Source organism: Afipia birgiae 34632, assembly GCF_000308295.2.
Classification (GTDB): Bacteria; Pseudomonadota; Alphaproteobacteria; order Rhizobiales; family Xanthobacteraceae; genus Afipia; species Afipia birgiae.
Map to the genome: position 1 here is coordinate 908,879 of NZ_HG326653.1, position 12,650 is coordinate 921,528.

10 protein-coding genes are annotated in these 12,650 nt (G+C 62.8%); 6 read left to right on the forward strand and 4 right to left on the reverse strand.

What is annotated here, in order from left to right:
• Window positions 1-121 precede the first annotated feature (121 nt).
• Entirely contained in the window at window positions 122-649 is a 528-nt protein-coding gene (locus BN32_RS18315) for a hypothetical protein (RefSeq protein WP_019198878.1), read from the reverse strand.
• Window positions 646-1,554: a helix-turn-helix transcriptional regulator gene (locus BN32_RS18320; RefSeq protein ID WP_019198877.1), complete on the reverse strand. Its 909-nt coding sequence runs from the start codon at window positions 1,552-1,554 to the stop codon at window positions 646-648. Before BN32_RS18320 ends, BN32_RS18315 begins: the two co-directional genes overlap by 4 nt.
• A 160-nt stretch (window positions 1,555-1,714) precedes the next feature.
• On the opposite strand from BN32_RS18320, the gene BN32_RS18325 reads away from it, so the two are divergent.
• The 5 genes from BN32_RS18325 (at window position 1,715) to boxA (ending at window position 8,908) form a co-directional block, all read left to right on the forward strand.
• Window positions 1,715-3,262: a benzoate-CoA ligase family protein gene (locus BN32_RS18325; protein ID WP_019198876.1), complete on the forward strand. Its 1,548-nt coding sequence runs from the start codon at window positions 1,715-1,717 to the stop codon at window positions 3,260-3,262.
• Window positions 3,263-3,384: 122 nt separating this feature from the next.
• On the forward strand, window positions 3,385-4,203 hold the full coding sequence (locus tag BN32_RS18330) for an alpha/beta fold hydrolase (RefSeq protein WP_040426944.1): 819 nt from the start codon (window positions 3,385-3,387) through the stop codon (window positions 4,201-4,203).
• Window positions 4,204-4,307: 104 nt separating this feature from the next.
• Window positions 4,308-5,996, forward strand: a complete 1,689-nt coding sequence (gene boxC / locus BN32_RS18335) for a 2,3-epoxybenzoyl-CoA dihydrolase (RefSeq protein WP_019198874.1) — start codon at window positions 4,308-4,310, stop codon at window positions 5,994-5,996.
• A 117-nt stretch (window positions 5,997-6,113) separates the two neighbouring features.
• A complete protein-coding gene (gene boxB / locus BN32_RS18340) occupies window positions 6,114-7,559 on the forward strand; it encodes a benzoyl-CoA 2,3-epoxidase subunit BoxB (RefSeq protein WP_019198873.1) in 1,446 nt (481 codons plus the stop codon).
• Window positions 7,560-7,699: 140 nt separating this feature from the next.
• Window positions 7,700-8,908 carry a benzoyl-CoA 2,3-epoxidase subunit BoxA gene (gene boxA, locus BN32_RS18345; protein ID WP_019198872.1) on the forward strand — a complete coding sequence of 403 codons (1,209 nt, stop codon included), beginning with the start codon at window positions 7,700-7,702 and terminating at the stop codon, window positions 8,906-8,908.
• Window positions 8,909-9,097: 189 nt separating this feature from the next.
• Here the strand turns inward: boxA and BN32_RS18350 are convergent, their stop codons facing one another.
• On the reverse strand, window positions 9,098-9,901 hold the full coding sequence (locus BN32_RS18350) for an SDR family oxidoreductase (protein ID WP_019198871.1): 804 nt from the start codon (window positions 9,899-9,901) through the stop codon (window positions 9,098-9,100).
• Between the two features lie 92 nt (window positions 9,902-9,993).
• Window positions 9,994-11,052: a polysaccharide deacetylase family protein gene (locus BN32_RS18355; RefSeq protein ID WP_040426945.1), complete on the reverse strand. Its 1,059-nt coding sequence runs from the start codon at window positions 11,050-11,052 to the stop codon at window positions 9,994-9,996.
• A gap of 203 nt (window positions 11,053-11,255) precedes the next feature.
• Between BN32_RS18355 and BN32_RS18360 the strand changes: the two genes are divergently transcribed.
• Window positions 11,256-12,650 (forward strand): OmpA family protein, encoded by a 1,395-nt coding sequence (locus BN32_RS18360; protein WP_019198869.1) that lies wholly within the window; start codon window positions 11,256-11,258, stop codon window positions 12,648-12,650.

Below are 12,650 nucleotides of genomic sequence, written 5' to 3' on the forward strand. Positions count from 1 at the left end.
GCGGACCTGCGGTCCGCCACCCTCCCCATCGAGGGGAGGGACGGGTGCCAACGGCGAACGCTGTCGCCTTCTTCTCCCTCCTCCTTGCGGGGAGGGTCGGCGCGTAGCGCCGGGGTGGGGGTTAGCCCACAATCAGCAGCCCCGGATCATCCGCCGCGATAATGTTCTGCTCCACCGGCTGCGGCCACTGCACCACAAGCTGCCCGATCAGATCGGAAAGACCGTCTTCATCGAAGGCATCGTAGAACACCGGCGCATGGGCGCGGGCGATGAAAGCGTGCAACAGATGCGCGGCATCATAATCATAAACAATGTCGGTCGGCACGATGCCTTCACGCCGCATCAGGAAGCGGCGGAAGCCCGTCAACCGCGCGTGTCCGTCGTCAAGCGCGGCGAACGACAGCACCAGCGCCTCGTGTGCGATGCGCGGCCCGTCCTGCATGCGGTCGAGCATGGGTAGCGCGTTGGCGTCGATAACATCGGCGAGGGTGCGGAAGTCGTTTGAGATATCGTCGGCGTGCAGCGTGTTGCGGATGGCAACGATGTTGGCCGCCTCAAGGCCGCGCGCCGCGAGCAGATCCGCAAGTGTGCGCTCAGGTCCAGCCGCAGTCTTCGATGGTGCAACGATGGTATCGAGAGCCGCGCTCATTGCGCGGCGACGGCGCGGGGCGCGAATGTCAGCGACTGCTTCGCCAGCACCGGGGCGACGGTATCGGCCAGCCGCCGCGCGGCTTCATCGATATCGAGTCCCGCGGTGTCGACTTGCGCGGCTGCGCGCGCGTAGAGCGGCTCGCGGCTAAGCAGAATGGTGCGCAGTTCCTGCATGGCCGAGCGGTCGTCGGCCATCGGCCGCAGGTCGCCCTGTCTGCGCACACGCCCCATGTGCTCTTCGGGCGTGGCCCTCAGCCAGATCGTGTAGAACGACGACAGCACCAGATCGAACGTCACCGGCTCGGACACGATGCCGCCGCCGGTCGCCAGCACGATCGGTTCCTTGCGCGCGAGCAATTGCGCCAGCGCCGCCTGCTCCATGCGGCGGAACCCTTCCTGGCCGTAGAGCGCGATGATCTCGGCGACCGACAGGCCGTTCTGTTGTTCGACCTCCTTGTTCAGCTCGACAAAAGTCCAGCCGATCTTTTTCGCCAGCATTTTGCCGAGCGTCGATTTGCCAGCGCCGCGCAATCCGATCAGCGCGATGCCCGCGAAGGTGTTGCTGTGGCGCGATGCGCCGTTGCCGGAAAGAATGTCCTTGGCTTGCGCGATTTGCGGCGGCGTCGCGTTGCGCATCAGGTCGCGGATCACCAGCCAGTCCGGCGACGTGTCCGTGGTCGGGATCAGGTCCTCGACATGGGCGCCCATCGCTGCCGACACCCGCCGCAGTAGCACGATGGAGACGTTGCCCTTGCCGCTTTCGAGCTGCGCGATGTAGCGCTCGGAAATCCCCGACACCTTGGCCAGCACTTTCCGTGACATGCCGCGCAGCGCCCGCATGGTGCGGACGCGCTGCCCAAGCTGCTCAAGGAATTGGGTTTCCGGTTCTGCCTGCGGGGTCATGCCGTTTCGACTCGTGAAGCCACCTGAAACATAGTGCCGGAAAAGGTTGACAGCAAGCTCAGGGGGTGACTTTATATGAATTATAATTCTAAGAAGCGGATCACCGGGAGAGTGTCGTGCGGGTAGAGGATGGACTGGGCGCCGGCCCAGAATCGAAGTCATGAGCGATTTATCCGGCGGATACAATGCCGTGACCTATCTGCTCGACCGCAATGTGGCGGCGGGGCGCGGCGCGAAGGTGGTGTTCAGGGATCCGGTTGCCGAGATCACCTACGGCGGCTTGCAAGCGCAGACGCGCCGGCTCGCCAACCTGCTGCGGCGTATCGGCGTGCGGCGGGAAGAGCGCGTCGCGATGATGATGCTCGACACCATCGATTTTCCGATTGTGTTTCTGGGCGCGATCCGCGCCGGCATCGTGCCGGTGCCGCTCAACACGCTGCTGACGTCTGAACAGTATGCCTATGTGCTGGCGGATTGCCGCGCGCGGGTTCTGTTCATTTCGGAAGCGTTGCTGCCGGTGGTGAAGGATGTGCTCGGCCGCATGCCGGACCTGCAGCACGTCGTGGTGTCCGGGGCCAATGCAAACGGGCACCTGTCGCTCAAGGACGAGCTCGCCAAAGAGAGTGACCAGTTCGAGACCGCCGCGACCCATCCGGACGAACCCGCGTTCTGGCTGTACTCCTCGGGCTCGACCGGCATGCCGAAGGGCGTCCGTCATCCGCATTCCAATCTCGAAGCCACGGCGGAGACCTATGCCAAGAAGGTTCTCGGCATTCGCGAGGATGATGTTGGTCTGTCGGCAGCGAAGCTGTTCTTTGCCTATGGTCTCGGCAACGCACTGACGTTCCCGATGTCGGTCGGCGCGACGACGATCCTCAATCCCGAGCGTCCAACGCCGCAGGTGATCTTCGAACTGATCCGCAAGCACGATCCCAGCATCTTCTTCGGCGTGCCGACGCTGTTTGCATCGATGCTGAACGACGAAGCTTTCAAGAGCGAGCCGCGTACGAAGCGTTTGAGGGTCTGCACCTCGGCGGGCGAAGCGCTGCCGGAACTCGTCGGCCAAAGCTGGCGGCAGCGTTTCGGCGTCGACATTCTCGACGGCGTCGGCTCGACCGAACTGCTGCACATCTTCCTGTCCAATGCGCCGGGCGACATCAAGTACGGCACCTCGGGCAAACCGGTGCCTGGCTATGCGGTGCGCCTTGTGAATGATGCAGGCGCGGACGTGGCGGACGGCGATGTCGGCGAGTTGCTGGTCAATGCGCCATCGGCCGGCGAAGGCTACTGGAATCAGCGCAGCAAAAGCCGGCAAACGTTTGAGGGCGGCTGGACCCGCACCGGTGACAAATACACCCGCGATGCCGAGGGCCGTTACACCTACTGCGGCCGTTCCGACGACATGTTCAAGGTGTCTGGCATCTGGGTCTCGCCCTTTGAAGTCGAGAGCGCGCTGATCACGCATCCGTCGGTGGCGGAAGCGGCCGTGGTGCCTGCCGAAGATGCCGAAGGGTTGCTGAAACCGAAGGCATTCGTCGTGCTGAAGCAGGGCGCGCCGGTGAACGATCTCAACGGCGCGCTGAAGGAACACGTCAAGCAGAAGATCGGCCCGTGGAAATATCCGCGCTGGATCGAGGTCGTGGAAAGTTTACCGAAAACCGCAACCGGAAAGATCCAGCGCTTCAAGCTGCGCGACAGCGCGAAGTGACAAGGCCGTCATTGCGAGCGAAGCGAAGCAATCCAGAAGCAACAAGCAAGACTGGATTGCTTCGTCGCAAGCGCTCCTCGCAATGACGAATGGAACGGAAAGCGAATGATGAGGAATCGACAATGACCCTGCAACCCTCCGGCACACTCGCGATCGGCGATGCGCAGCTCGAATACCGCATGATCGGGCCGACGCCCGACAAGGCGCCGACCATCGTGATGTTGCACGAAGGTCTCGGCTCGGTCGGGCTGTGGGGCGATTTTCCGGACAAGCTGCAGGCCGCGACCGGTGCGGGCGTGTTCGTCTATTCGCGCGCGGGCTATGGCAACTCGTCGCCGGCGCAACTGCCGCGCCGTCCCGATTACATGCATGTCGAGGCGCTTGATGTTCTGCCGAAGTTGCTCGGTGCCATCGGCTTCCGGCGCGGGCTGCTGCTCGGCCACTCCGACGGCGCGTCGATCGCGACGATCTATGCCGGAGGGATTCAGGATCATCGTGTGCGCGGTTTGATGCTGATCGCGCCGCACTTTGTGGTCGAGGACATTTCGATTCAGTCGATCGCGAAGATCAAGGACACCTATGCGACCACGGATCTGAAGACCAGGCTGGCGCGCTGGCACAAGGATGTCGACAACGCCTTCCTCGGCTGGAACGACGCCTGGCTCGATCCGCAGTTTCGCGACTGGGATATTTCTGAATCGCTCGCCTACGTCCGCGTACCGGTCGAGATCATTCAGGGTGCAGACGACCAGTACGGCACGCTGCGGCAGGTCGAGATCGCGCAGGCCGAATGCTACTGCCCGGTGGACACGACGATCATTCCCGGCGCGGGCCATTCTCCGCACCGCGAGGCACCTGAAGCCGCGCTGAAGGCGGTGGCAGATTTCGCCAATCGGCTGTTGTCCCTGCATGGTGAGGGTGCCCTGGAGCGGGCTGCCTGACATGCACAAAAATGCAGGATGACTGCATTATAGAGCTGGACAAGCTCAAAAAGCTGCATTATTGTGCATTATAATTCAGATTTCAGCCAAATCGAGGGTGGCCAATGGCACAAGCGGACAGAAAACTCGCCAATAGCGCGACCTTTATCGACTTCCAGACCGAGCCGTCGAAGTACCGGCACTGGAAGCTCGATGTGGCGGGCGATGTCGCCACCCTGACCATGGACGTCGATGAGAACGGCGGCCTGTTCGAGGGCTATCTGCTTAAGCTGAATTCCTACGACCTCGGCGTCGACATCGAACTGGCGGACGCTGTGCAGCGGCTGCGCTTCGAGCATCCGGAAGTGAAGGTGGTCCTGCTGCGCTCGGGCAAGAACCGCGTGTTCTGCGCCGGCGCCAACATCCGCATGCTCGCCGGCTCGACCCATGCGCATAAAGTGAACTTCTGCAAGTTCACCAACGAGACCCGCAACGGCCTTGAGGATTCGTCGGAGAATTCCGGCCAACGCTTCATCTGCGTCGTCAACGGCACCGCCGCCGGCGGCGGCTATGAACTCGCGCTCGCTGCCGATCACATCATCATGGCGGACGACGGTGCTGCAGCCGTCGCGCTTCCCGAAGTGCCGCTGCTGGCGGTGCTGCCGGGCACCGGTGGGCTCACGCGCGTGGTCGACAAGCGCAAGGTGCGCCGCGACCATGCGGATTTCTTCTGCACCATCGAGGAAGGCATCAAGGGCAAGCGCGCCGTGCAGTGGCGGCTGGTGGACGAGATCGTGTCCAACTCGAAGCTTGAAGCCAAGGTCGCGGACCGCGCGAAAGAGTTTGCCGGGCAGTCGAAGCGCGCAGGCGAAGGGCAGGGCGTTGTGCTCAAGCCGCTGAAGCGCAGCTTCACCGAGGACGGCATCCGCTATGGTTTTGTCAGCGTTGATCTCAATCGCGCCGGGCGCATCGCCACCATTTCGATCAAGGCGCCGGAGAACGATCCCCCGGCCGATGTCGCAGGTATGACCGCGCAGGGCGCGGATTTCTGGCCGCTTCAGGTGGCGCGCGAACTGGACGATGCCATTTTGCATCTGCGCATCAACGAGCTCGAAATCGCCATGCTGGTGTTCAAGTCCCACGGCGAACGCGCGCGGGTGCTGGCTTATGACGCGTTTCTGGAAGCCAACAAGACGAACTGGCTGGTCAACGAAATCCGTCATTACTGGAAGCGCGTGCTCAAGCGTATCGATGTGACCTCGCGCACGCTGGTGACACTGGTCGAGCCCGGCTCCTGCTTCGTCGGCACGCTGGCGGAACTCGTGTTCGCGGCTGACCGCTCCTACATGCTGATCGGCGAGAAGCAGGGCGACAACCGCGCGCCCGCCGAAATCGTCCTCAGCGCAGCAAACTTCGGCCCGTATCCGATGAGCCACGGCCTGACCCGGCTGGAATCGCGTTTCCAGGCCGATCCGTCCGACGTCGAGACGGCGAAGGCAAAAATTGGCGAGGCGCTCGACGCCGAGGCCGCCGAGGAACTGGGCCTCGTCACCTTTGCGCTCGACGACATCGACTGGGACGACGAGGTGCGCGTGTTTTTCGAGGAGCGGACCAGCTTCTCGCCCGACAGCCTCACCGGCATGGAAGCGAATCTCCGCTTCGTCGGCCCGGAGACCATGGAATCGAAAATCTTTTCGCGCCTCACCGCATGGCAGAACTGGATTTTCCAGCGCCCGAATGCGGTGGGCGAGAACGGCGCGCTGCAGCGTTACGGCACCGGCGAGCGCGCGCAGTACGACATGACGCGGGTTTGAAGAACGTGAATCGACGTCATTGCGAGCGAAGCGAAGCAATCCAGAGCGATAAAAGAAACTGGATTGTTTCGTCGCTTCGCTCCTCGCAATGACGAGCCAATCTGACGGAGACTGACCATGAACATCATGAACGTCGACTACACCACCAAGATCCCGAACAACGTCAACCTTGCGGAAGACCGTCAGGTTTTGAAGGCGCTGGAAGGCTGGCATCCTGGCTACCTCGACTGGTGGAACGACATGGGGCCGGAAGGCTTTCAGGAATCGCTGGTCTACCTGCGCACCGCGATCAGCGTCGACCCGAAGGGCTGGGCCAAGTTCGATTACGTCCGCATGCCGGAGTATCGCTGGGGTGTGTTGCTCGCGCCGCAGGACGAGCAGCGGCAGGTGAATTTCGGCCAGCACAAGGGCGAGAAGGCGTGGCAGGAGGTGCCGGGCGAGTATCGCGCGATGCTGCGCCGTCTGGTCGTCATTCAGGGCGACACCGAGCCGGCTTCGGTCGAACAGCAGCGCCATCTCGGCAAGACTGCGCCGTCGCTCTATGACATGCGCAACCTGTTTCAGGTCAACGTTGAGGAAGGCCGTCATCTCTGGGCGATGGTCTATCTCTTGCAGAAATATTTCGGCCGCGACGGCCGCGAGGAAGCCGACGATTTGCTTCGCCGCCGCTCCGGTGACGAGGATGCGCCGCGCATGCTCGGCGCCTTCAATGAAGCCACCCCCGACTGGCTGTCGTTCTTCATGTTCACGTTCTTCACCGATCGTGACGGCAAGATGCAGCTTGAGAGCCTCGCGCAGTCTGGCTTCGATCCGCTGTCGCGCACCTGCCGCTTCATGCTGACGGAAGAAGCCCATCACATGTTCGTCGGCGAAACCGGCGTCAGCCGCGTGCTTCAGCGCACCTGTGACGCGATGAAGGCCGCCGGCATCGAAGATCCCAACGAGATCGAGAAGGTCCGCGCGCTCGGCGTGATCGATCTGCCGACCATGCAGAAGAAGATGAACCTGCACTACTCACTGTCTCTCGATCTTTTTGGATCGGAAGTCTCGACCAACGCCGCGAATTTCTACAATTCAGGCCTCAAGGGCCGCTTCCAGGAAACCAAGATCGACGACGATCACCGCCTGACCAACGACATCTACAAGGTGCTCAAGCTGGTGGACGGCAAGATCACGCTGGTGGATGAACCCGCGCTCACCGCGCTCAACATGCGGCTGCGTGACGACTACACGCTGGATTGCGAGAAGGGCGTCGAGCGCTGGAACAAGGTGATCGAGAAGACCGGCGTCAACTTCCGGCTCGAACTGCCGCACACCGCGTTCCATCGCCAGATCGGCGAGTTCAGGGACGTCAACGCCACGCCGAAGGGCGTCATTGTCAGCGACGCGGAATGGGCCAAAATTCGCAACGATTACCTGCCCTCGACGGCGGACGGCGATTTCATCTCATCGTTGATGGAGCCGGTCTCCGAGCCCGGCAAATTCGCGAACTGGATCGCGCCGCCCAAGGTGGGCATCGACAACAAGCCCGGCGACTTCGAATACGTGAAGATCGCGGCGTGATTTTTCTTCACCTCTCCCCGTTTAGGGGAGAGGTCGGCGCACTTGCGCCGGGTGAGGGGCGTACGCATCCTTCATCGGATTGCTGCCCCACACCCTGACCCTCTTCCCGCAGGCGGGGAGAGGGAGGGAGGACAAGGACGATGAACGCACCGACAATCGAACTCCTCAAGCAGCATCTTATCGACCCGGAAATATGCATTCGCTGTAACACCTGCGAAGAGACATGTCCGGTCGATGCGGTGACGCATGACGGCAACAACTACGTCGTCGATGCGAGCATCTGCAATCACTGCATGGACTGCATTTCGCCATGTCCCACGGGTTCGATCGATAACTGGCGCGTGGTGACGAAAGCCTATTCGCTTGAAGAGCAGTATTCGTGGGACGAACTGCCGAAGCAGGAAGAGGTCGCGACGGCGGCGGCAGGCGAGGGCGCCGCGGTCGAGGCGCTGGAGGATGAAGTCTCGAAGCTGCTCGAAGAGGCCCGCAAGGGGCTCGGCGGCAAGCCGGTCGCGCCGCATTCCGCCAGCAAGCCGACGGTCAATCTCTACAATCGTTCGAAGCCTGCGACCGCGACCGTCACCGGAAATTTCCGCCTGACCGATGCCGCGTCCGACACCGACGTGCGTCATATTATTCTGGACTTCGGCGATCAGCCGTTTCCCGTGCTGGAAGGCCAGAGCATCGGCATCGTTACGCCCGGCGCCGACGCCAGCGGCAAGCCGCATGTCGCGCGGCTCTATTCAGTGGCATCGCCGCGCGGCGGCGAGAAGCCCAACACCAACAATCTTGCGCTGACCGTAAAGCGCGAAGACAAGGGCGTCTGCTCCAATTATCTCTGCGATCTGCCGCGCGGTGCGAAGCTTGAAATCACCGGTCCGTTCGGCGCGACCTTCCTAATGCCGGATGATCCCGCCGCAAACATCATCATGATCTGCACCGGCACGGGCTCGGCGCCGTTTCGCGGCTTCACCGAACGCCGCCGCCGCGCGATGCCCGATGCGGCGGGGCGGCTGCTGCTGTTCTTCGGCGCGCGGCGTCCGGAGGAACTGCCCTATTTCGGGCCGCTGCAGAAGGTGCCGGAAAAACTGCTCGGCAAGTACTTCTGCTACTCACGCGTGCCGGACCAGCCGCGCGTCTATGTGCAGGATCGCATCCGCAGCGAAATGGCGCAGATCGCCGCGCTGCTGCGCGACGACAAGACCCATGTCTATATCTGCGGGCTGAAGGGTATGGAGAGCGGCGTCGATGAAGCGTTCGCCGATGCTTGCCGCTCCGCCTCGATCGACTGGTCGGCGCTGAAGCCGAAGATGCGCGAGAGCGGCCGCTACCACGTCGAGACGTATTAGCCTTATGAAGTGCGCCGGATCTCCAGCGCACTCAATTTGTCATTGCCGGGCCTGACCCGGCAATCCATCTCGCTTCGCAAATAGCCTTTAAAAAACGGATGGCCGGGTCATAGGCAAGCGGAAGCGACGCCGTTCTTCAAACGGCTATGCCCGGCCATGACACTCAATATTGACCAGTCGGGGCTTCTATTACTCCCCCGCCACCGGCAGGCTGAGATTGGCGTAGACGATGCCGCCGTCGACCGCGATGGAGTTGCCGACGACATAGTCGCCCGCGCGCGATGCGAGGTAGATCGCGATGCCCGCCATGTCCTCCGGCGTGCCGATGCGCTTCGACGGAATAGCTTTTGCAACGCTGTCGCCATGGTCGCGCGCCGCGGTGTTCATGTCGGACTCGAACGCACCGGGGCAGATCGCGGTGACGTTGATATTGTCCTTGATCAGCTTCGCCGCCATGCGGCGTGTCAGGTGGATCACGGCCGCCTTGCTCGCCTGATAGGAATAGGTCTCGAGCGGATTGACGGACAGGCCGTCGATCGACGCGATGTTGATGACCTTGCCGGGCTTGTCCCTGGTTGCCGCGGCGCGCAGCGGCTTGGCCAGCGCCTTGGTCAGGAAGAACAGCGACTTCACGTTGAGGTTCATCACCTTGTCCCAGCCGGCTTCCGGGAATTCGTCGAAGGCCGCGCCCCAGGCTGCGCCCGCGTTGTTGACCAGAATGTCGATCTTCGGCTCGCGCTTGATCAGTTCTTCGGCCAGCTTCTCGCAGCCCGCGACGGTGGACATATCGATCGGCAGCGCGATGCACTCGCCGTCATAGGCGGCGGTCAGTTCCTTGGCGGTTTCCTCGCAGGGACCGGCCTTGCGCGCGGTGATGTAGACCTTCGCCGCGCCCTGCGCGAGAAAGCCCGAGGCGATCATCTTGCCGATGCCGCGCGAACCGCCGGTGACGACTGCGATGCGGCCTTTGAGTGAAAACAGATTCTTGAACATGATGCCTCCCGTTGCTTTGGCGGCGATATAGCGCCAGCAGCAAGAGCGGTGTCAAGGAATGGCCGGATGATGAAATCTGTTTGAAACGCGCTTCAGGCGGCGTTCACCCGGCGGAAACCGTTCCACATCGCGGTGGCCGCGCCGGACGTCAGCACCGACAGAAAGCGCGTGGTCTGGTAGTTGCCGTTCAGCGAAACGCGTGGCAGCGCGGTCAGATGTTCGGCGTTTTCGGGGAAGATCATGCCGGGGCGCGTCGTCACCGCGGTCGCGAATCCAAGCTCGCGCGCCATCGCGAATTCGCGCGCTGCGGCTGCTGTCCGGTAGCCGTAAGGATACGCGAAATGCAGCGCGGGTCTTTGCAGTTCGGCTTCGATCCGCTCGCGGCTGCCGCGCATCTGCCGCACCGCCTCGGCCTCGCTCTCCCGCGCCAGATTGCAGTGGCTGATGGTGTGCGCGCCGATGGTCACCAGTGGATCGGCGGCGAAGGACCGCAGTTCGGGCCATGACATGCACAGTTCGCGCGGGATGGCGGCATCGTCGACGCCGTGGCGCGCGCACAGTTTGCTGACCTCGCGCTGCACCTCGGCGTCGCTGGCGAGGGTTTGCAGCCAGTCGTGCGCCTGCTGGAACGCGGCCTGCTTGGCGTCGTCGTCATGTGCATCGAGCGACAGCGTCGCGCCGTCGCGCACGATGTCGATGGCCGAGGCCCGCGCGATGACGCGCTCCAGCGCCACCCACCACAGCCGTCCGCTGCCTTCGGCGAAATCGCTGGCGACGTAGACCGTGAACGGCGCGTTGTGATCGCGCATCACCGGCAGCGCATGGTCGCGGTTGTCGCGATAGCCGTCGTCGAACGTAAAACAGGCGAAGCGGCGGGCGAAGTCGCGCTCCCGCATCCGGCGGTGCGCTTCGTCCATGGAAACGATATCGACGCCGAGCGCGCGCACATGCGCCAGCACCTCGCGCAGGAAGTCCGGCGTGATTTCGAGATGCTGGTTGGGCTGGAACATATCGTCGCGGGCCGGGCGGACGTGATGCAGCATGAAGATGGCGCCGACGCCCGCCAGGATCGGCCGCAGCAAATGATGGGCGCCGCTGAAGTACAGCGCGTCGAGGCCGGCGCGAATGACGTTATTGCGAAGCTGCTTCATGGCGATGGCCCGGAGCGATCCTGAAGGATCCAGCTCCGAGATGTGACAGAAACGGTTGAACAAACGGTTATCCGGATGGCTGAAACGGCTGTCATTGGCCGGATTCCGGGCCCTTGTCCGGGCCACGGCAGCTGCGTGCATTTCCAGTTTGACACCTCGGCAAGGGTTTGTTTTGTCTGCACTCTGTCAGGTAAAGGTCCGGGATGAACCGCTTCGCGAGTTGGGCACGTAAATGGTGGCCGGGGTTGATTCCCCTGGCGTTCCTCTGGATCGGCGCGATCTGGACCGGTACCGCTCCCCTTGAGACAGACCTTGCCGCCCGCGCAACCAGCGCGCTGAAGGACACGGTGCTGGACAAGACCCTGATCGCCGTCTCTGGCCGTGATGTCAAACTGTCGGCGGATGCGTTCTCGGAGGAGGGCCGGCGCAGCGCGACATCCCAGGTCGAGGCCGTCAATGGCGTACGGCTGGTCAATGACAACACCAGCCTGATCCCGGAAGCCAAACCCTTTGTATGGTCCATTGAGCGCGACGTGGTGCGCGTCACGCTTAGCGGCAATGCACCGCTGCCGGCGATCAAGGCCAGGCTGGCGGAGGCCGCGCGCGCCGCGCTCAAGGGCACGGAAATCTCCGACAGGATGACATTGGCGCGGGGCGCGTCGTCAAAATTCGATAATGCCGCGCTGCTGCTGATCGATCAGGTCGGCAAGCTCAAGGACGGCAAGATCACGCTCAGCGACAACAACGTCACTTTGACCGGAATGGCGCGGGAGATCGGCAATCGCGAGGCGATTCAGGCCGCATTGAAAAACCTGCCCGAGGGTTTTTCGGTGAAAGAAAATGCCATCAAGGCGCCGCCGTATGTCTTCCAGGCCACCAAGGACCCGGTGGCGAACACGGTTACGCTTGCCGGTTACGTGCCGGACAACAATGTGCACGCGGCCATCGTTGCGGCGGTCGGCCGCAAGTTCTTCTCCGAGAAGCTGGTGGACAATCTCAAGGCGAGCGTCGGCGCGCCGCAGGGATTCCAGAACGCGGTAGTGGCCGCGCTCGGCGCGCTGTCGCGGGTCTCGACCGGGTCGCTGGTGATCTCGGATCGCGAAGCGAAACTGTCGGGTGATGCGCTTTACGCGGTGGCGGCGGACCAGATCCGCGGCGGCATCGGCGGCGAGTTGCCGCAGGGCTGGACCGCGAAAGCGGAAGTGTCCGTCAAGCCGGTGGCCAGCGCGGTCGATCCCACGGTTTGCCAGCAGTTGTTCTTCGAACTGCTGGCCAAGGCGAAAATCAGGTTCGACTCGGGGCGCGCGACCATCGACAAGGATTCCATGGGGCTTCTCGACAAGCTCATCGAGACGGCGCTGCGTTGTCCCAACGCAAACATCGAAGTCGCCGGCCACACCGACACCGACGGCGACAACAACATCAATATAGCGCTGTCCGAGAAGCGCGCGCAGGCGGTCGCTGACTATCTGATCAAGGCCGGTCTGCCGCCGGACAGGTTGAAAGCCGTGGGCTACGGCAGTTCGCAGCCTGTCGCGGCCAACGATACCGACGAAGGCAAGGCCAAGAACCGGCGCATCGATTTTGTGGTGAAGTGA

Coding starts and splice junctions, on each gene's coding strand:
- BN32_RS18355 (WP_040426945.1), bottom strand. CDS start 11,052: ATGAAGCAGCTTCGCAATAACGTCATTCGCGCCGGCCTCGACGCGCTG.
- boxB (WP_019198873.1), top strand. CDS start 6,114: ATGAACATCATGAACGTCGACTACACCACCAAGATCCCGAACAACGTC.
- BN32_RS18330 (WP_040426944.1), top strand. CDS start 3,385: ATGACCCTGCAACCCTCCGGCACACTCGCGATCGGCGATGCGCAGCTC.
- BN32_RS18325 (WP_019198876.1), top strand. CDS start 1,715: ATGAGCGATTTATCCGGCGGATACAATGCCGTGACCTATCTGCTCGAC.
- BN32_RS18315 (WP_019198878.1), bottom strand. CDS start 649: ATGAGCGCGGCTCTCGATACCATCGTTGCACCATCGAAGACTGCGGCT.
- boxA (WP_019198872.1), top strand. CDS start 7,700: ATGAACGCACCGACAATCGAACTCCTCAAGCAGCATCTTATCGACCCG.
- boxC (WP_019198874.1), top strand. CDS start 4,308: ATGGCACAAGCGGACAGAAAACTCGCCAATAGCGCGACCTTTATCGAC.
- BN32_RS18360 (WP_019198869.1), top strand. CDS start 11,256: ATGAACCGCTTCGCGAGTTGGGCACGTAAATGGTGGCCGGGGTTGATT.
- BN32_RS18350 (WP_019198871.1), bottom strand. CDS start 9,901: ATGTTCAAGAATCTGTTTTCACTCAAAGGCCGCATCGCAGTCGTCACC.
- BN32_RS18320 (WP_019198877.1), bottom strand. CDS start 1,554: ATGACCCCGCAGGCAGAACCGGAAACCCAATTCCTTGAGCAGCTTGGG.